The organism is Janthinobacterium sp. FW305-128 (assembly GCF_020858135.1).
GTDB lineage: Bacteria > Pseudomonadota > Gammaproteobacteria > Burkholderiales > Burkholderiaceae_D > Janthinobacterium.
In genome coordinates, this window is sequence record NZ_JACYMK010000008.1 from 61967 (window position 1) to 81320 (window position 19354).

Annotated in this window: 14 protein-coding genes; 7 read left to right on the forward strand and 7 right to left on the reverse strand. The window is 54.3% G+C overall.

Translation table 11 applies throughout. The features are described 5' to 3' along the window. Positions 1 to 350: 350 nt before the first annotated feature. Positions 351 to 1073 (reverse strand): hypothetical protein, encoded by a 723-nt coding sequence (locus IGS60_RS17460; protein WP_230505659.1) that lies wholly within the window; start codon positions 1071 to 1073, stop codon positions 351 to 353. A 412-nt stretch (positions 1074 to 1485) separates the two neighbouring features. On the opposite strand from IGS60_RS17460, the gene imuA reads away from it, so the two are divergent. The 6 genes from imuA to IGS60_RS17490 all read left to right on the forward strand — a co-directional run bounded on the left by imuA (position 1486) and on the right by IGS60_RS17490 (position 11390). After that, on the forward strand, positions 1486 to 2229 hold the full coding sequence (gene imuA / locus IGS60_RS17465) for a translesion DNA synthesis-associated protein ImuA (RefSeq protein ID WP_230505660.1): 744 nt from the start codon (positions 1486 to 1488) through the stop codon (positions 2227 to 2229). Beyond that, on the forward strand, positions 2162 to 3631 hold the full coding sequence (locus IGS60_RS17470) for a DNA polymerase Y family protein (RefSeq protein ID WP_230505661.1): 1470 nt from the start codon (positions 2162 to 2164) through the stop codon (positions 3629 to 3631). The genes imuA and IGS60_RS17470 overlap by 68 nt, the downstream gene beginning before the upstream one ends. A gap of 3 nt (positions 3632 to 3634) precedes the next feature. Beyond that, positions 3635 to 6799, forward strand: coding sequence for an error-prone DNA polymerase (locus IGS60_RS17475; RefSeq protein WP_230505662.1), 3165 nt, complete (start codon positions 3635 to 3637; stop codon positions 6797 to 6799). A 613-nt stretch (positions 6800 to 7412) separates the two neighbouring features. Continuing rightward, entirely contained in the window at positions 7413 to 8675 is a 1263-nt protein-coding gene (locus tag IGS60_RS17480) for a clostripain-related cysteine peptidase (protein WP_230505663.1), read from the forward strand. Between the two features lie 6 nt (positions 8676 to 8681). Beyond that, entirely contained in the window at positions 8682 to 10547 is a 1866-nt protein-coding gene (locus tag IGS60_RS17485; protein ID WP_230505664.1) for a matrixin family metalloprotease, read from the forward strand. A 36-nt stretch (positions 10548 to 10583) separates the two neighbouring features. Beyond that, on the forward strand, positions 10584 to 11390 hold the full coding sequence (locus IGS60_RS17490; protein ID WP_230505665.1) for a hypothetical protein: 807 nt from the start codon (positions 10584 to 10586) through the stop codon (positions 11388 to 11390). 417 nt (positions 11391 to 11807) lie between these two features. On the opposite strand, the gene IGS60_RS17495 is transcribed toward IGS60_RS17490, so the two are convergent. Genes IGS60_RS17495 through IGS60_RS17505 form a run of 3 tightly spaced genes read right to left on the reverse strand, consistent with a single transcriptional unit; the run spans position 11808 to position 14203 of the window. Continuing rightward, entirely contained in the window at positions 11808 to 12884 is a 1077-nt protein-coding gene (locus IGS60_RS17495; RefSeq protein ID WP_230505666.1) for a type VI immunity family protein, read from the reverse strand. Positions 12885 to 12893: 9 nt separating this feature from the next. Next, a complete protein-coding gene (locus IGS60_RS17500) occupies positions 12894 to 13562 on the reverse strand; it encodes a VRR-NUC domain-containing protein (protein WP_230505667.1) in 669 nt (222 codons plus the stop codon). 59 nt (positions 13563 to 13621) lie between these two features. Further along, the gene (locus IGS60_RS17505) at positions 13622 to 14203 is read right to left on the reverse strand and encodes a PAAR domain-containing protein (RefSeq protein WP_230505668.1); all 582 of its coding nucleotides are present in this window, start codon (positions 14201 to 14203) and stop codon (positions 13622 to 13624) included. 379 nt (positions 14204 to 14582) lie between these two features. On the opposite strand from IGS60_RS17505, the gene IGS60_RS17510 reads away from it, so the two are divergent. Further along, positions 14583 to 14987: a hypothetical protein gene (locus IGS60_RS17510; RefSeq protein ID WP_230505669.1), complete on the forward strand. Its 405-nt coding sequence runs from the start codon at positions 14583 to 14585 to the stop codon at positions 14985 to 14987. 388 nt (positions 14988 to 15375) lie between these two features. Here IGS60_RS17510 and IGS60_RS17515 read toward each other — a convergent pair whose 3' ends face one another. The 3 genes from IGS60_RS17515 to IGS60_RS17525 all read right to left on the reverse strand — a co-directional run bounded on the left by IGS60_RS17515 (position 15376) and on the right by IGS60_RS17525 (position 19091). After that, entirely contained in the window at positions 15376 to 16065 is a 690-nt protein-coding gene (locus IGS60_RS17515) for a hypothetical protein (protein WP_230505670.1), read from the reverse strand. A gap of 297 nt (positions 16066 to 16362) precedes the next feature. Beyond that, positions 16363 to 16959: a hypothetical protein gene (locus tag IGS60_RS17520; protein ID WP_230505671.1), complete on the reverse strand. Its 597-nt coding sequence runs from the start codon at positions 16957 to 16959 to the stop codon at positions 16363 to 16365. A 248-nt stretch (positions 16960 to 17207) separates the two neighbouring features. After that, the gene (locus tag IGS60_RS17525) at positions 17208 to 19091 is read right to left on the reverse strand and encodes a protein kinase (RefSeq protein WP_230505672.1); all 1884 of its coding nucleotides are present in this window, start codon (positions 19089 to 19091) and stop codon (positions 17208 to 17210) included. Positions 19092 to 19354 lie beyond the last annotated feature (263 nt).

Below are 19354 nucleotides of genomic sequence, written 5' to 3' on the forward strand. Positions count from 1 at the left end.
TTGAAATAGATGGTTTCTCATGGCGTGACATCAGAAAAGTCGAGTCAGTAATGTGCTACTGAGGTTAATATTTATGCTTTCGTCGGCTGGCGCGCCCCTACAACATCTTCATACCGTTGTGTTCGGCCAAGTTGTGATTCATGAGGTTGACGTCTGGCCCGTATGGGGGCGGATGAGCGCGCGGTAACTGCAGATTCTGGGCGTTGATTGCGGCAAGCCCTAGTGATGGACAATTCGTCGGACAGCTAGCTGAGCAAGTAATTGGCGATTTCAGCGAGGTTTCAAGAGATGGCGGAGCGACTCGAGGGAATGTCGAAGGACGACTTCCCCTAGAAGCGAGCGGTGAATTATCAAGGAAGTTGTATTATGAACCCGGCGGTCTGACCCTTAAAAAATCCTTGTGGCGCTGGCAAATGCTTTTTTTTAAGGTCATACCTCAGGAGTTTTCGAGTTAACGAAAATAGTCCGGCATGTAGAAAAAACATGTCTTTCGGATGCGTAATCTGAATAACTACGTGTGGACCAAAACTGGCCAGGCGAGCCGTTAGCTCGTCACCCCACATCTGCAATCTTCCATCGCGAACCAATAACGGAGATTCGATGCGTATGGTCTTGCAACGGAGTTCCAGACCAAGTTGCACTGCCTTAGCCGAGACCTCACAGAGCACCGTCCTGCTGGGAAATCTCTTCCACATGTGCAGGGCTAACACATCCGTCTTGACGTCTACAGCTATCCAAATACCACCACCTGGCACGGGGAAATATTGAATTGTTGCCGCAAACACAAAAAAGGCGAGCGCAGCCGAGATAACTGAACCGGTACCTAAAATGTTGGGGGAGTAATTATGAGTCCTGGACAACCATAACCAAGGGCCAACAAATATTAAAAGGTGCAGTATCAACGTCAGAAAAAATCCGCAATTGTAAACTCCCTTAAATACCTTCAAATGCTGCTTACTTGACATCCATTTTTGACAATAAATCAGACAATTCTCCTTACCGCAAACCGAGTCCAGAACGGTCGCGCAGTGTTCAACTCCGCTGCACATCACGCCAAAATAGCACTTCATCATTTCGGCGTCAGTGGCCGAGGCTCTCTTGCAAGTACTCAGTACTAATACCAACCCGCTTTACCTTTTTGGAGCGGAATTGTCGTAGGGTATCCTATCTTCGACGGGATGCAACACATCAATCATAACGGGAAAATAGTTGCCTTAAATCACTATATTGTACTGTTAATTCGAATTTCTATAGTTGTAGACCACGTAGCTTCGGCCACTCCAAACTCAACAAACCTGCCGATTCCAATGAGCCAGTCCGTACTGGAAAATGGCGCTTCATCACCACAAGACAATTCCACCTAGATAATGTTGTTTTTTATGCACTCAAATCAAGAGTGTTTTTTTTCATCCCATGAATTATACTGTATGCGCGTACAGTATTTTTGCAAAACCTTTGCCAACCCTAACCACGTGACCAAATTCAATGCTGTGCCCACCCCTCATCCAAAGCGAGTCAACTCGCGCGCTTCTGCAACTGCCCCTGCAGGATGTTTGGCGTGCGAGCGAACTTGCGTTGTCCAGGTCGACGACCTGCACGACCGGCCATGCGGCTTTGGACGCGGAACTGCCAAACGGTGGATGGCCCAGGTCCGCTTTGGTGGAGGTACTACTTCAACAGGCGGGTATCGGCGAGATGCAGTTGCTCAAACCTGCTCTCGCCAAGTTGGCAACTACGCAACGCATCGCATTGATTCAGCCGCCATATCTACCGCATGCCATGACATGCAAATCCTGGGGGCTTGTTGACCGCAATCTGCTTTGGCTTCGGCCGAGCAGTTCGGCCGATGCGCTTTGGTCTGCGGAACAAATCTTGAAAAACGGCTCGTGCGGGGCCGTCGTGCTTTGGCAGTCGAACGTCCTCTCAGAATCCCTGAGGCGGTTGAACCTGGCAGCCCAAAGCACAGATACATGGCTATGGCTGATACGGCCGCTTTCCAGCAGTGTCGACTCGTCGCCATCACCGCTTCGAATCGGGCTTCGGCCGGCTCTAGGCGGTGTGTCGGTCGACATTATCAAACGTCGGGGGCCTCATTGTGACAACCCCTTTTTTATACCGCTTGCGGACATGCCCGCTGGTCGTCAGCATCTGGATATAGACCATGAAATTACTGTTAAGCGTGTACCTTCCACTACTGCCATTAGAAACGCTGCGGCCATCCTGGTCTGAGCCAGGTCCGTATGCAGTAATGCATCAGGAGCAGGTCGCGGCAATATCGCCCGGTGCCGCGCACAGCGGCGTGCGTTTGGGGATGCGCATTGGGGGCGTGTCGGCCATCGCACCTGGTACGGTGATACTTGAGCGCAGTCTTGAGAAGGAGGCCTTGGCGCTGGACGCCATCTCTATGGCTCTGTTGCAGTACACCCCAGAGGTAACGCTTCAAGATGACTTCTCTATCCTGATGGATGTGAGCGCCAGCCTGCGTTTATTCAAAGGGCCGCATGCCATCTGCGGGGCCATAGCTCGCAGTATTGCTGCGCTGGGTTTCACCGCGCGCCTTGGCGCAGCGCCTACCGCGCAAGGGGCGTGGCTGCTTGCGCGGAGTTTTCGCCGCAAAAGTACCGTGTTCCGCCGGCGCGCGCTGACTATGAAATCGCTGGAACGCTTGCTCGACAGACTGCCGTGCGGATTGCTACCCGCCGCCGCGGCATACGACGAATGGCTGGCCGGCATTGGAGCCAAGAATCTCGGCGCATTGCAACGTCTGCCACGCACAGGCCTACTTCGACGCACTAGCAAGGACCTGCTTGCGGACCTCGACCGAGCGTATGGCCGGGCGCCGGAGATGTTCGAGTGGATTAAGGTCCCGTTGACGTTCTCCGAACGGGTTGAGACCTTCGACCGTATCGAACATGCTGATGCACTGTTGCATGGCGCGACGCGACTTATCCTCCAACTCGTGGGTTGGCTGACGTCGCTCCAACAGGCGGTTCGTGTTTTCACCATTGTTTTGGAGCATGAGCGCGGACGTGCGGCGATGCCTCCGACTGAAATCGAAATCGCGCTTGCGGAGCCAGCTTGGCACGAGGCCCACTTAGTGCGATTACTCAAGGAGCGCCTTAGCAAGGTTGAGCTCATCGCGCCCGTTATCGCATTGCGGCTCGACGCAAAAAAAATCGAGCCGATGCTTCCGCTGAACGAGTCCCTGTTCCCGGAGCCTGGTGGGTCGCCACAGGACTTCCATCGGCTGCTGGAGCTGCTTACTGCACGCCTCGGTGCCGAGAACGTGCTGACGCCGGCGGCAATGCAGGATTACCGGCCCGAGGTCTGCAACGAATGGGTACCCCTTACGGAAAAATATCGCAAATTGGATAGCGATGAAGTCCTGGAAGGACGCCCATTCTGGCTCCTGCCAAAACCGATTCCACTGCTGATGCGTGGCGAGCGCCCGTTCTACGGGAGCCCGTTGAAAATTATTCAAGGTCCAGAGCGTCTCGAGGCAGGATGGTGGAACGACCAAACGGCGGCACGTGACTATTTCGTTGCACAGGGCACCGACGCGTCCTGCTACTGGGTATATCTCGAACGGACGAAGGAAGCCCGCTGGTATCTGCACGGCCTGTACGCCTGAGCCATGAGCGCATCCTACCTCCCATCGCCGGCTCCAGTACTGCCAGACTATGCCGAGCTTCAGGTTTTCAGCCACTACACGTTCCTGCGGGGAGCGTCGGCTCCCGAGCAGCTAGTCGCGCGCGCCGCAAAGCTCGGGTACGCCGCCATTGCGATTACAGACGAATGCACATTGGCCGGTGTCGTCAAGGCACACATCGCCGCCAAGGAGTTCGGAATCCACCTTGTCATCGGCAGCCAGATGACTGTGACACCAGAGGATGGCAGTCCGCCCTTCGTTCTCATCATCCTGGCGACGAATAAAAATGGATACGGGAACCTCAGCGAATTGATTACCGTCGCACGAACTCGTTCAGAAAAAGGGACTTACCTGGTGCTGCCCCGCGACATTGCCATGCCGGTCGGGGACCTGGTTCATCTTCGATGTCTACCAGATTGCCAGTTCATTCTTGCTCCAAAATATAACGCAAGCTACGATGAAGTCGAACGGCAGGCCGCGTGGTTAATCCAGTGCGTTCCCGGTCGCGCCCGCATCGCGCTCACCTTGCACCACCGCGTCCAGGACGAACAGCATCGGCAACTGGTGTCCGGTATATCCGAGGAATTCGGGATGCCCATCGTCGCAACCGGTGATGTCTGCATGCACGTCCGTTCCTACAAGCCGCTTCAGGACACGATGACCGCCATCCGCCATGGCGTTCCGGTCGCGCAATGCGGATACCGGCTGGCGCCAAACGCTGAGCAGCATCTTCGCTCCCGTGTACGCCTTGGTAACCTCTATTCTCGGGAAGCGCTCCACGAATCGGTCCGGGTCGCGCAGCTTTGCCAATTTTCGCTCGACGAGCTGCGATATGAGTATCCGCAAGAATTGGTTCCCGACGGCGAAACGGCGACGTCGTACCTTCGCAAGGAGGCATACATTGGCGCGCACTGGCGCTTTCCGGCAGGTATCCCAGAGAACGTCCAGGCGCTACTGGAACGCGAACTAGGCATCATCGCTGAACTCCAGTATGAATCGTATTTTCTAACGGTCTTCGACATCGTGCGGTTCGCCAGGTCGCAACATATCCTCTGCCAGGGCCGTGGCTCGGCCGCAAACTCGGCTGTATGCTATTGCCTGGGCGTCACGGAAGTCGACCCATCACGCGGCACGCTATTGTTCGAACGGTTCATCTCAAAGGAGAGAAATGAGCCGCCTGACATCGACATCGATTTCGAGCACCAGCGGCGCGAAGAGGTCATTCAGTACATTTACAAGAAATACGGTCGGATGCGTGCCGCCCTTACAGCCGTAGTCATTTCGTATCGACCGCGCAGCGTGCTACGCGATGTCGGAAAGGCCCTGGGCGTTGACCTCTCGGTCGTTGACAAGGTTGCGAAGGCTTCCCATGGTTGGGGTGGGAAATCGGACCTTCAAGAGCGCCTAGTCTCGTGCGGCTTCGACCCAAACTCACCCATCGCTGAGAAGTGGGCGGAGTTGGCCGACAGGTTAATGCGTTTCCCGCGCCACCTCTCACAGCATCCGGGCGGGTTCGTCATCTCCCACACCAAGTTGTCCAGGCTGGTGCCTATCGAAAACGCTGCGATGGCGGAACGTAGCATTATCCAGTGGGACAAGGAAGACATCGATGCCGTCGGTCTCCTCAAGGTCGATGTGCTCGCACTTGGGATGCTGTCGTGCATCCGGCGCGCGCTTGACCTCGTGTCTGAGCAGCGGGGAGCTCGGTTCGAACTCGGCGACGTTCCTGCTGAGGACCCCGCGACATATGAGATGATTTGCCAAGCCGACACTGTAGGTGTATTCCAAATCGAGTCGCGCGCGCAGATGTCGATGCTGCCGCGGCTCCAGCCCCGGACGTTTTACGACCTCGTCATTGAGGTTGCCATTATTCGTCCTGGTCCAATTCAGGGCGGGATGATTCATCCATTTTTACGCCGCCGTCAGGGTATCGACCCGGTGTCGTATCCGAGTCCTGAAATCGAGTCGGTTCTTGAGCGCACCTTGGGCATTCCGATTTTCCAGGAACAGGTCATGCAAATCGCCATGGTTGCAGCAGGATTTTCACCTGGTGAAGCTGACGCCTTGCGCAGAGCTATGGCGGCATGGAAGCGCAAAGGCGGTCTTGAGCAGTTTGAAGAGAAACTCATGCACGGCATGGCGGAACGTGGGTACACCACCGAATTCGCGACATCAATCATCGGCCAAATCAGAGGATTCGCCGAGTACGGTTTCCCCGAGTCTCATGCCGCCTCTTTTGCGCTCCTGGCGTATGCCTCAAGCTGGCTCAAATGCCACGAACCCGCCGCGTTTCTCACCGCGCTGCTGAACAGTCAGCCGATGGGGTTCTACTCGCGTTCCTCCCTCGTACAGGATGCCTGCCGTCACGGCGTCGTGGTGCGCCCTGTCGATGTGTCCGTTAGCAACTGGGATGCACAGCTCGAATCCGTTGGAAAAGGTTCGCAGCCGGCCGTTCGCCTGGGTCTCAACAACATCAAAGGCCTCGAGCAAGAGGCTGCCTGGCGCATTGAGGAGGCACGGGCCATCCAGCAGTTCGAAACCACGGCCGACCTAGCATCACGGGCGAATCTGAATGCCGGCCACCTTAACGCACTGGCGAGCGCCAATGCCCTGGAATCGCTGTCAGGCAATCGACGCCAGGCACTGTGGGAGGCGGTTGCCAGCGTACCTGACAAAGGGCTCCTACGGTCCGCCACGGTCATTGAAGAGCCGGTCGAGATGGAAGCACCGAGTGAAGCTGAAAATATCGTCGCCGACTACAGGCACCTGGGACTGACACTGGGACGCCACCCGCTTGCAGTCCTGCGCCCGCGACTCGCGGCCATGAAGTTTCTCCCCGCGGAGATATTGAACTACTTTGACAATGGCAGACTTGCCCGAGGTTGCGGCATCGTCACGGTTCGCCAGCGACCGGAGACCGCCAAGGGGGTGGTATTCGTGACCATTGAAGATGAGTCCGGTACTGTGAACGTCATTTGCTGGCCCAACCTTGTCGAGCAGCAGCGTAGGGAGCTGATGGGTGCCAAGCTACTTGGCGTCTACGGTGTGTGGCAGTGCGAGCGCAACGTACGGCACCTAGTAGCAAAACGGCTCGTAGACCTGAGCCACATGCTCGGGGAGCTGGACACCAAATCTCGGAATTTTCATTAATGTAGAGGGCGAGAAAATCCACCTTGAGTTGGCAATGGGCGACGGGCAGCTGTCACCCCAAAGCCGTCGTTGGTTACAACGTCGCAATGCCAGACTGAGCTGGAAAAAAATGTAATTGAAGCAGGAGCTAAATTAGTCCCGTACTTAGGATGCATCAACAAACACGCATCCAGTGTACTCAGCATCCAAAATGTCTGCGATTATTTCCTCTAAAACGGCTGTCCCAAAATGAAACACGTTAGTTGACCGGCAGCTTGCGCCCCGAAGCGGAAATTGACTATCAGCGAGAGCGAATGTCTGGAGTAGTTCATAGCAACGGTGTCTTGTAGCGGATAGGAGACGCCTAGTGGAAGCTGACTCCCATAAGAGTGCGACTGGGACTTGCCTAAAATATTCTTAATATATTAATTATCATTAAGGATGTGCGCCTGATGCGCGAGCTGAAGCGTTTGTCGCTTTGGTCAACCGACTGTGTCCGCAACCCGAAGGACAGGAGGGAAAAATGTGCTCCGATTCAGTTCGCAAGTCGCTTTGTGCGTTCTTTTGTGTGGTGTTCGGAGTTGCCGGAGGGACCGTCTCAGCGCAGGATAGCGCAGAGAGAGAGTGGACCGTCATGGTCTACATGAACGCGAAGAATAATCTCGAGAAAGACGCGCTGGCCAACTTCCATAGCATGGCATCGGTCGGAAGCACATCCAAGGTGAGCGTAGTCGCGCAATTGGGCAGGCCCTCGTCCTACCGGTACACCGACGAAGACGGGAACTGGTCCGGGGTATACCGATTTCTCGTCAACAAGGGTAGCAATCCGCGGCCGGAACAGGCTCTAGTTGACGTAGCAAAGTCGGGCGACTCCGTCGACATGGGCTCACCAATTGCCTTGAAGCAGTTCATACAGTGGTCGAAAAAGACGCATCCCGCCAAGCACTATATGCTTGTCATCTGGAATCACGGGCAGGGTTGGCGCTTCCAACTCGCAGCCAATGGGCCGTTGAAGGAGCAGTCCGCGCGTTTTGGGCTAACGACGCAACAGCTAAATGCCGTCCCTGCCACCACCCCTGCGGTGGCAGGTTACCGAGCGGTATCGAGTGACGACGATACAGGCCATATTCTGTATAACCGTGAGGTGCAGGACGTCATCGCAGCCGAGTTCACTACGTCAAAGCTGGACCTTCTCGGCTACGACGCGTGCCTAATGGCCATGCTCGAGACCGCGTACGGCGTGGCTCCTTCGGTGAACGTAATGGTTGGGAGTCAGGAGCTTGAGCCCGGCAGCGGTTGGCGCTACGCGACGTGGCTGGACAAGCTTGTTGCCAAGCCGGGTATGGGTGCGGAGGACCTGTCGAGGGCGGTCGTCGAGTCTTATCGTCAGCAATACCTCGATGAGTACCTCACCACGCTTTCGGCTGTTCGGCTCTCCGCAATCGCCGAACTCGCCGCGAGTCTTAGTAACTTCTCGGACGCCGTTCGGCACGCGGGCGATACGGAGTTGAAGGCGCTTCGGAAGGCGAGGGCGAGTGTCTTAGCCTATGGAGCTTCTGTTGTTCCACCTCTACGCACATCGGTGGACCTCACCGCACTTCTGAAGGCATATGAGCGTAACAGTGAGAATTCTGCTTTGAAAAGCAAGTCAACGAAGGTCCGTGCCGACTTGGCCAAGGCAATCATCAGCAACTACGCGAGTTTGCGGAGCCAGTATCCAAAGTACGACCCGCCTTATGGGTCTGAAGGTTTGGCAATCTACTATCCAGAATCGGCAGAAGTGTTTCAAAAGGACCACTTCCACGAGGGCTACTTGAAGAAGAACACGGATAGGCCAGTGGACTTCGTTCGGAAGGAGACTTGGGCGGACCTGCTGTACAAATTGCTCGAAATCTAGGCGCCAATGAACACCGTCGGACGATACCTTGTTGCTATTGCACTCACGGCAGTACTTGCCTTCTCGGGGCTAGCGTCCGCGCAGACTGCCACGCCTATCGCAGCAGACAAGTTCCGCGACCTGACAATCCCATTTGACAGTCGACTGGTATCGCACTTCTTTAGCGCGTCCAAACCACCGTCAGGCGAATTCGTGGAGCTCAAAGCCAGAGGAGCCGTGTTGCTGTATGTGCACCGTGGAGCCACGCAACTTGCCGATGGCGCTCTCGTGACAGTCGTTGTCAAGGGCAGAGATGGAAAAGAACTTGTCCGTTGGGCGACTGACCTCACACCCGTGACTCCACACGGTTTCATCCGTCGGGTGGACATTCCAGATGGATTAGCGTCAATCCAAGTCAGAGTTGTTGACAGAGCTGAGGGCGGGCCTACAGGGCGACTACCGTACACGTTGATTCTCGAAGCATGGCCGCTAAGTGCAAACTCCATCGTGGAACTGTCGGCGCGCGAGGTTCCGCCAAAACCCGTAGAAATACCATTGGCAGCACGGAAATCGACCTGCAAAATGGTCGGAGCGCCTTCAAAGCGACCGGACTACATTGAGAAGTTCGCCAAGGTCGACCTGTCCGGGTTGCCTGTAGCAGTGCCGGTGCAGAGACTTTTCTCGGCAGGAGGATACCTCCTTATCTCGCCACCATTGGGCATGGAGCCAGGAAGCAAACTGACGCTGCGGCTGCGTGTGAAGTATTCCGGCGACGGTCCGTACGTGGAAGTATGTCCGCCGACGGTCCTTGACGCTGGCACACTTCAATCTGTCGAGGCAGAGCTACCAATTCAGGACGCCTATTCAATATGGCGCGTAGAACTCACGCTCTCCAGGCAACTGAAAACCAAAAATAAGGCAAGCCTTGAATTCACGCGCGAACGGGTATTGGTTTCACCAGACCCGTTTCGCGCGGAACCCGGCTGGAACAACGCACGTGGCCTTACCTGCTTCGACAGAGTGACCCAGTTTCACGGAGTCCCTCAATCAACCAATGCATTTGCAGGACGCACCAGGTTAAACGTGACCGTGCCTGCAGAAGGGTCCGTGCCGATAGGGACTGCCGAGCGCGCTGCCGCCGAGAGGGCTGTGCTGCAGGCTGCTGCCCTGTGGGTGTACTCCTGTGTCGCCTGTAAACCAGACAATTTGGTGGTTGTTTCGGTCAACGGCAACATATACGTGTCCGACCTGTTTTACAGTCTGGCGGGTCCTTCAGTGGGCCCTGCACTCCCCCCCCTTGAGCCCGCTGACGCAGAACAGACGCTGACGAGTTTCTTAGGGGGCTCCCGCATCGGCACGGGCGCTTCGTTTCTTCCTTATCGCCGAATCGAAAATTTACAGAAGGACTTCGGTCGGTTCTGTTCGGTCAACGCAACTGGACGAGGCACGCCGACGTTGAAGCGTGTACAGGAAGCGTTATGCACAACCAAAGTGGCAGGCGCGACGTCCGCGAACATTCGTGTGAACTTCAAGAACGGGGATACCGCATGTGGCCGCGACGCAGACATTGTGGGATGCAGTGCAGATAACGAACTCACCCAATACAACGTTCGGGACTATCGATTCAATGTTCAAAACAGCGGCATCAGCATTGGAAGTGGTCCTATTGAGGTTGACCTGCTGCAAGCCATACTTCACGAGATGGGGCACTGGATTGGCGTCGGCCACTTGACTAAAGGCGAGTCCATCATGGCGCCATCCATGGAGCAAGCCCGGTGTATCGACTTTGAAACAGTGCATGCCGTCGCTGAGCAAACCTTTGACCAGAAGGGACTCGCCAAGCAGCTTGGGCCTCAATCGTTCACGCTGCGCAGAAAGCCGTTTTCGAAGTGAGACAACACAAACACAACCGTAGCAAGGAGACTAGATATGAAGCGACATGTACGTAGTTCATTGGGGTTCGCTGCATCGGTGGGACTCATTGCCGGCTGTGGAAGCCTAGCCCCCCCCAAATATGAGAACGGGCAATACGTCCCCCCTCCAGCAAAACACGCGCTTCAAATTGACCTGAAGATATCATCTTGTGGTACCGAGGGTCCGCCCAAGGCACTTCTGACTCCATTGGTGGGAGTTCTCGGCAGCGCGGTCATCAACCAGACCTATGACAGATTCGTCAACTGGCTAGATGAGAAGAAGGCAAACATGTCCGCTTCTTCCACCGGTGTAGCGACCACCAACTTCCTCGTTGGCAAGAACCCGAAGCGGTGCTTGGTGCTGACCCGAGAGCGGTCTATGGAAGCGATGTTCTCCATTGAACCGACAGAGTCGGGTGGCTACTGGCATATGACGCCGTACTCACTCAAGTTCTCAAGCTCTGAGGCAAAGGAAGCGCCGGACGGAGAGAAGTCAATCGTCGCAGACATCCTGCTTGCGACCCCAGGCGCGGACGGGACGCTATCGACGTTCTTTCAGGGAACGTTCGACTTGGGCGTTCGGAAAGCCGGACCACAGACTCTCAACGCGAAAGCGTTCGTTGGTCAGGACAGCGGTCCCTATGGACTGCCAAAGGTGCCGGAGAGTGATGCCTTTGTGACGATGAAAATCACGGCATCGCTTGTGGAGCACGGGGAGGGTCGGGACTGGATTCGTGGAGTGACAGATTCGCTCCGTGAGAAGGAGAACCGTGACAAGATTCTCAAGCCCTTCCTGGATGCACTCGCCAAGAAGGCGCCTTAGCCGGCGACCTTGCCTGCGCCTGGCGCTCGGTTTCTGCTTAGTTGCAGGTCTTCTCTAGCTTGCACCTGTATGCGCACAGCTCACTTTGCCGGACATCTTGCGTCAACCTCCTCTCGAAAAGTGCGAGTGGTCACGAGGTGCACTGGACGCCACTGCCGCCTTCGTGGGCAGGCAAGAGTTCCCCGTTGATACGCGGGAGCCTACTCGCTCAGGGAGCGGGGACCGGAGTACCGAAATTTCCACAGGCTTTCATGATGAAACGCAGGCGGGGGAGGCAGTGATTCAGTTCCTGGATAACTGCCCAATCGCGGAGCTTTTCAAGCAACACCAACTTTTTAAGCTGAACGTTCTCGAACATGCTCAGCGCCGTGGAGTTTTTTCATGTCGGCCGGGGCGAATGCCCTCTGTTTTTAGCAATCAGAGGCGAGTTGGTAGGTCGGGTATCCCGGCAAATTTCGGCTCGTCTAGCAGCTTAGCCTTGTACGCCATTAGCTCATTGTCCGCCACATCGAAACGGTTCAGCCATTCCTCCGCAGCTTGGCCAATCAACCGCGGCTCGCTCCCAGCGGATGCGTAATGCATCCGGACTTTCGGTGTCCTGATGGGCTTGAGGAGCATATTGGGAAGCACCAACCGTGCGGGCATCGGCGAGTCAGCAGGTGCGGCTTCGGGTTGGGCGCCGCCCTGGATTACAAGCCCAGTCCCATAGTCGAATAGGCCAAACCAGTCCATCGGTAATGCCGAACGAATCGCCGATATATCTCCGACTTTTTCCACATAATCATTGTTTATCGCTGTGAGCCAGCCTACTGTTTTAATCCCCAGGTGCGCATTGACTGCGCCGCTAACAAGGTTGCCGGCATCAAACCCCCGGAGCTTGGACGACAGGAATGCCTCGAATGCCTGGTTCTCGTCGTAGCGAGCGGCCGACAGTATTAGACTGTGGCCGCCATACCCGTGGACGGCACATAGGCGCCGGGCGAAGCTCACGAAGAGCGTCTGGAAAAGCCCGGGATTTTCTTCGACGAACAAAATGGGCATGCTAAACCGCAACCCGCATAGGCCCCAACCTCCCATTTCCGCCCGCCAGGCGGGGAGCCCGACGACCTGAAACTCCCATGGACCCGCGTCCTGCGCCAGCACGCCACTGGTGAAATGAAAACTCACCGCATCGTCTGGGTCCATACGTTCCAGCATTTTGTTCAGCGGTTTTGCCTCCGCGTAGGCCATCTTATCCGGCCCTTCCGGCGGGTCTTCCCGGTAGAGCCAGGTGAGTTTAGGCTCAGCCTTGGCCTGGAACTCTTCGAAACAAGCGCTGATGGCATCGCGAACTGCCGGGAGATGTGCATCCTTGAAGAAGAGCGTGCCTGCGATTGCGGGCACGCTGCCGACATAGTCCTGTGGTCCCTGCTTAGTGAGCAAGCCCCCAGGTACATTCATTGCATCAGGGTTCTCGCGCAGAAGTTTCAGCAAGTCCAATGGTAATTCAGTCATGTTCAGTCCTTAATACGCTGGCAAGCCACCAACCGGTGGCCGTTTTATAACAACAACCATATAGATTAACCTAAGAAGAGCGGCGGCCTTCGCGAGCTGCTCGACCGGGATTTTTGAGGGCTCGGGCTCGGCCTGGTCGCAGTCGCACTCATCAGGGGTCAACGGCACCATTTTCATTTCGTCTCCGGCGATGACGATATAGTCCTCTCGCTGACCGGGACGAAACGGGTCTCCAGGGAATTTTATTTCCACCACCTGTTTGATGTTGTCCTGCGTTGGAGGTTTCGTCGGGTCCTTGACGATAATGACGTCGGGTCTGCGGGTGTAGCCCTTGCCGGGCTTATAAGGCACAGGGCGGCTTGGGTCTTTCGGCCAAAGGACATTCGTCCAGCCGGGCCACAGGGTTCTGCTTTTCGTGTCCACTTCTTTATCCAGAAAAGGCGCTGGCGGCCGCTTCGTCATATCGTATGTGAACTCCGCCTTGTATGGACTTCGGTGGCCAAGGGCCACATCGAGAGCTTTCAACCGAGCCGAGACGCATTCTTGTTTCAGCGACCGGCCGTCCGCACCGATTGCCGGCATGCTTTGGCATTTGCACACGGCGGAGCACAAGGCCTTCTTGTCAGAGAAATCGAGCTGCGGCTTGTTAATCGGCACGACGGTCGTGGCGCCCTCCATGCTCGTGACTCCCACGGCCAACGGCGCTTGCCCTGCAGGCGGTGTGTTATTTGGCCCTGTCATGCGTCACCATCCTGAATCAAATCGAATGCAAGCGACTCAAGGCCGTCCCGCTCCACCCACTGTGTGAAGCCCTCGTCGTCCGTACTACCTGTAATGTACTGGCCATCGGTCGACCGTACGCGTACAGCCAAGCTCCGCACGGGGTCACCTGTTGTAGCGTCGACTACCTGAAAGCGGCCGCGAAAGCGTTCGTTTTCATCCGCCACGGGCTCGTCTTGATACCTGCTGGCCAACCCAGTGTGGATAATACCAAAGCCCTGCATCAGCACCCCTGGCGCGAGACTGCTGTTGACGTCCGGCGCGGCGCCACCCGATGGTGTCGTAAGGGTGCTCTGCTGGCTCGAGATTAACGTGGCGCCACAGGCGGTTTTACAGCCATGGTAGGCCACGGCCTGGCCCGCATCGATGAGGCTGGTGTCGCCTTGGCTGATGGGAAACACTCCCTTGCACCGGGGGCAAGAGACCATGTCACCGACACGAGCCCAGCCTTTGCCGTGAGTATCCGATAACGGTGAGCAGGTGACGACGGTGCCGCCGTGGCTCGTCTTATCGCCCAGCACGATGATGGGATTGCTCAAGATTTTTGCCCTTTCAATATTTTTTAGGCAATATTAGCATAGTTGTTAAGCTCGACGTTTACTTCACCTCTATGGTCGAAGTTCCACAGCGAGATGCCGCCGACCGGCAACTAGCATTCTGTGCCGCGGTTCGCAGACCCGCCCCCTAGTAGGGCTTCTTTTCAAAACATGCTTTGTGACCGATTCCGATGGCTATGTTGCACAAATAAATTGATAGCGTCGGGCCCAGACCCCAGATTGAGTTATCCCGTGGCCACCGTCGTGGGTGTGCCGAGTCGGGTTAATGAGGATACCGGCGCGTATTCATCGCCGCGTTCTAGGCCGAGAACGCGACGCAGGAGTATGATGGCGAGCGGCTAATATCGATGCAAAAGGCACTATGAATATTGAACTCGGCGATAAGCCGCAAGACGAATCGGAAGCGGCGCTCTTTGCCGCTCTGCCAATAGATTTCCCACGTCCAAGCAACTTAGGGGCCGTTTCAGGCGCCCAGCCTAAATTTTCCATGAATCGGTACCAAGGCCGTTTCTACAGCCCTGGCTGCTCGCCGCCGGAGCTACTCGAGCGCTGGAACAACTGCGAAGACCTTGCGCAGCAACTCGCCGTAACGTCCCTTGACTCCAAGGCCGGGAAACGCTCGCACATGTCAGAGACTGAGATTCTCGACCAATATTTGCCGCGGCTGATTGCAACGGGCTGGGTATCCGAGTCAGAGGCCCGGTGGGTAATGCGCCGAACCGCCGAACTGCTCGGATGGCAGATTCCGCCGTCCGCAGTCCCCTGAACTCAGGACTCGGCAACACCAACTTCGCCACCCGGTCTAAGGCTCGCAGCTCGTAGCTGTCGTCAGCATAAAACGCTCGGAAATACGCGAGTCCAGAGGGGGAGTCAGGGAAAACAGACGCCCAGCTTTCAGTGCCTCGTTTGCCCAGCGCCGTCTGCCTCCCAGCATCGCTATAAGCTCGTCTTTCGAGACTAACTCCTTGCTTTCAATGCGGCGCGCTAGAGCTCGCTCGGAACCTAATCGCATTTTGGCCATAAACTCGGCGCTTCGGCGAGCGGAGTCCGGGTTGGATTCCGACTCCATCGGTCTCGTTAGCGCGGCAGTTGGAAGGATGAGCAGAATGATTCTTAGCTTTCCCATTGCACCAGCGGCACGGCCACGACGTCCCTTACACCCCTGGCTTACGCGTAACTGTCGAAGCTTTTACGAGCGCCTTTTCTTGAATAATCCAATTATTTGCCTCCGCAACAGACTTAAATCTTTTCGTCGAAAAAACTCGCCTATTTGGGTTAGATACGGCCAGTTGCAAAGTCCCGGCTTCGCTGCCACTACCCTCTTTCATAAGCCATTCTAAATACTTCTGGAAATTAACTAGACCGAGACAGCGCTTCCCTGCCACGAAATCATCAGCAAATGCGGTTCCAGTAATTCGAAGCCCTAAATCTGGTGATTTACATAATATTTTTTCACTCATAGGAAATATCTTTTTATTGCATACCTCTTTCCTATAAACATTGAATCTGAGGTCGGTGTCGCTATCTCTCCAAGCTATGTAGTGACAGGCATCATGATGTGCTTTCCACGCCGAATTTTCCTCATCTTCTAATATTTCGCACAGAGTACGTCGTCTCCGCTTCTCCACTTCCGCAGCAATACAGTCCTCAGCATCCTTATACTCTACTAAGCTAAAGTTACTATCCGCAGCAAATAAATAATCTGCGCCGGCATCACGGTCCTGTCCGTTCAGCGAAAAATTCACAAAAACAAGCCCAGCAGTGCGAGCTCGTTCCTCTAAGTACCTATTAAAATGGTCTGCATTTGACTGCTCCATCCGAACATCCTCAAATTCATCTTTCATCTGTTTCCCATTTTAATCATTTGAAATTGCTTACCAATTTTCCTTGCAAGTATCGCCTGAGCATGATTAGAACCAACCCTTTTTAAGCCATGGCGGTAAACCTAGGTTTGCTTACCGCTCTTATCAAGCACGGCCTTAAGATATGTTGGCGATGTATTTTTTTTGGTTTGTAGTAAAGAATACTATTGCCCATAGGTAGTTTTCTAGATGAACTGGATGACGTAACCGTTAAAGATGGAAGGAGGATAGAGTATTTTCGATTTAGCTGAAGAGTGTCAATCAACAGTATTCCACGAACTAATTTGGCTGATTGTCCCACGGAAGATTGTTCCCATCTGGAATAAGAATCCTCAACTGAGCACCCTCATGTATCGCAAAAATATTAGGAATGAACAGTTTTGGCATAGGAAAGTGAATGCTTGATTTACTTTGTAATAGCAGAAGAAGAACGAGAAGCCCAGCAACCGAATTGAGCACGCTTCGCAGATTCGCTTTCGCAAAATGTTCCGCTCGCTGATGCTTGACCTTATTGTTCGCGGTCCACCAAAGCGGCGGGCGGTCACCTTGGTTCCAATTGAGCCACGGCCTGAACACCATGCCAAATCGGTCCATGCGAACCTGAACGCTGGACAGCATGGGTAGCGATGCGCAGAGGACCTCTTGATAAGCGCCAATGGTATTCGCGCGCCGAGCCGGGGCAATTTCTGCGCATAGCGCCTTGGCGACGACGTCAACCTCAGCACATGCAGTCATCAGTAGCCGAGCAAGCTCAATCGAAAAGACCTCCTCGTTCGCAGGACAGAACTCAATCCAACGGGATAGAGCCAAAAGGTCATCTTCTAAACAGGAGAAATAGTTTAGGTATATCGAAACAGCCTGATGTTGAATGCCCAAAAAAACTCCTCAAAAGAAACTGTTCAAAACTAAGCGATATAGACTTGTGAGAAGCCTCAGATTCGCCACGACGTTTATTTTTCCTGAAAGGTGACTACATCCACAACGGCCAAACCTAACGTCGCGAACTGTTGCTCCAAAAAGAGTTCACACTCCCAAGCCCCTCAGAAACTAGCTAAACTGTTTATAAAATTAACCACGTCACCTAACAAAAACCCATTCATCGCCTTCCAACAATTTCCCTGTAGTCAATCGAAAATAGCCTTAACTCCAAAGCGCGACAATGCCCTCCCCAAGTAACCATATCCCATCTTTTCAGACAGGTATTCCGGGGCATTACGGGATGAAAAATTTCGCTGCATCTCAATCGAAAATTCATCAGGACTGACATAGCCACGGCCAACATTGACCAGTGCCATATACTCTGCCCCCTGTTCTGGGTTCAGCATTTTGACCAAACGACGAGCATCAATTTCCTCGATGCTTGGCTTAGCTCGCATTTGTTCCATCACTTCAGCGGCGCTTAGCACGCGATAACCTCCCGCATTATTCGCTCGGTGTCGCTCTAAAAGCGCGGCGTCCGCCAGAAGAAGATTGCGCAACAGCTCGTCGCCAATATGGTCAAGCTTTAACGGAACACGAACACTATCGCCTGAACTCAATAAACGCGGAAATGGTTTAAGATGAAAATTGGATGGTTTACTATCGCCGGTAAGCTTCGAAAACAGCAAGTCGAATTGCGCTCTTAAGTGCTCACGGTCCCGCTTCAACAAGGAACCATCGTATCCATCAACTTGGTTATAAATCCCGGCGGTCGGTGCGATGATAAATTTTCCAGCTCCGAAAAAACGCTCACAATGCTCACCGAGCATCTCTGAATCCGGATTGTCACTGTCATTTACAACGTAGTCAAAATCCCCTATTTTGCGCAAGTACTCAAAGCGGTCGCTGCGATACTTCACATTAGTGCCAAGAGGAGTAGCCTCGCCCACTTCTAATACGGCATATCCGTGCTTGGGATAGTCAGGAAATCGCTCAAGAGTAAGGCGTAAAGGGTTCACAACAAAATGGCTCCCATCGCAGTCTAAGTCAAGCATGGCTCCGCCTTCGCAAGTTGAGGCGCCGGTAAGTGTAAGGCCGCCGCCTCCGGGCAAGAAACAATGGTTCAGCCCATTTCGCCTCGACAGTATTATGAGCACCTTCGCTATTTCAGAGGCCTTCCGCCAAACGACTTGTTCAGCTCCATGACTGAGTAGTGCGTCGCCTTCGGCAGCTTCCCACTGCAACGGATTGTATTCAAGAATATCTTCTTGGACGTCCAAAACCTCATGCATCCTTTGAGAAAATTCCAGGGCACTGGGACGCAAGTCAACCGTAGAGGAAGTGGCAGCCGCTAAGAGCTTTTCCAAAGGTTCAAAAACGATATCTCCAGCACGAACCATAGAGGTCAATGCTTCTGCTCCATTTCGGTCATATTGGCCACTGAACGGGAATTTTTTACCTGTAAGTACGGTCCAAACTGTTTTCGCAAAGCTGTAAACGTCAGACTTAAATGGGTCAGCATCATTGGGCTGCGAGAGCATTTCTGGCGAGATGTATGCGAATGGCCCCATCGGCTCACCTTGTTTGGTAACCCCTGATTTCTCGGGGAACGACGCAAGGCCGAAGTCACCAAAGACAAAACGCCCTTCGAAAAAAAAGAGGTTTTCCGGCTTTATATCCCTATGGGCAACGTTCACCGAATGCAGTTTTACCAGCGCATCACTTAAATCGACAAGCGCACTCAGTCGCTCCAATGGAACTTTGGATTTCAATGACTCAGCTAGCCCTTGCGCCCGAGGCATGATGTACCACGGGTAGGAACCAATGTTCGTATCAGGAAGATTGGACTCCAATACTGGTAGCACGCAATCAAACTCGCGTAGAGTCGTAGTGACTACTTTGACCTCGTCCTTGAATCGACTGTATCGCCGAAGGTCGTCATTCAGCATAAATTTGACTGCAACATCACCTAGCGAAGCATGCACTGCGAAATATACGCAACCATTTCCTCCCGCTCCAACTTGCTTGCCGAGAACTGCGACCGGAAGCGCGGCTTGTAACATGGTTTTGGCAGGGGTTTTAAGAGCCATCTATTCCTCAAAAATTTCAAATGCATGCACGAGTGCCGGTAAAAAGACGAACTTGGATTGGCCCAGCAGCTGGCCCCTTAAAGTCGTCACAAGCTCTGCGGCTGAGTATCGTTTTGTGTTTAGCGGCTTTATCTCCATGAAGACCGTAAAGTTCTGCAAAGCGGCCGCGAACCACTGCCTACGCTTTTTATGCGGGGGTGCAAGCTGTACTTTTTGATGCAGTGTAGAGCAAGACAAATCCCAGCCCGAGCGTTCAAGTTACC

What these genes read in the sequence shown, in the direction of transcription:
- IGS60_RS17500 (WP_230505667.1), bottom strand. Translation starts at nt 13,562, where the DNA reads ATGGAGGGCGCCACGACCGTCGTGCCGATTAACAAGCCGCAGCTCGAT.
- IGS60_RS17480 (WP_230505663.1), top strand. Translation starts at nt 7,413, where the DNA reads ATGGTCTACATGAACGCGAAGAATAATCTCGAGAAAGACGCGCTGGCC.
- IGS60_RS17470 (WP_230505661.1), top strand. Translation starts at nt 2,162, where the DNA reads ATGAAATTACTGTTAAGCGTGTACCTTCCACTACTGCCATTAGAAACG.
- IGS60_RS17515 (WP_230505670.1), bottom strand. Translation starts at nt 16,065, where the DNA reads ATGAAAGATGAATTTGAGGATGTTCGGATGGAGCAGTCAAATGCAGAC.
- IGS60_RS17490 (WP_230505665.1), top strand. Translation starts at nt 10,584, where the DNA reads ATGAAGCGACATGTACGTAGTTCATTGGGGTTCGCTGCATCGGTGGGA.
- IGS60_RS17510 (WP_230505669.1), top strand. Translation starts at nt 14,583, where the DNA reads ATGAATATTGAACTCGGCGATAAGCCGCAAGACGAATCGGAAGCGGCG.
- IGS60_RS17525 (WP_230505672.1), bottom strand. Translation starts at nt 19,091, where the DNA reads ATGGCTCTTAAAACCCCTGCCAAAACCATGTTACAAGCCGCGCTTCCG.
- IGS60_RS17495 (WP_230505666.1), bottom strand. Translation starts at nt 12,884, where the DNA reads ATGACTGAATTACCATTGGACTTGCTGAAACTTCTGCGCGAGAACCCT.
- imuA (WP_230505660.1), top strand. Translation starts at nt 1,486, where the DNA reads ATGCTGTGCCCACCCCTCATCCAAAGCGAGTCAACTCGCGCGCTTCTG.
- IGS60_RS17485 (WP_230505664.1), top strand. Translation starts at nt 8,682, where the DNA reads ATGAACACCGTCGGACGATACCTTGTTGCTATTGCACTCACGGCAGTA.
- IGS60_RS17475 (WP_230505662.1), top strand. Translation starts at nt 3,635, where the DNA reads ATGAGCGCATCCTACCTCCCATCGCCGGCTCCAGTACTGCCAGACTAT.
- IGS60_RS17460 (WP_230505659.1), bottom strand. Translation starts at nt 1,073, where the DNA reads ATGATGAAGTGCTATTTTGGCGTGATGTGCAGCGGAGTTGAACACTGC.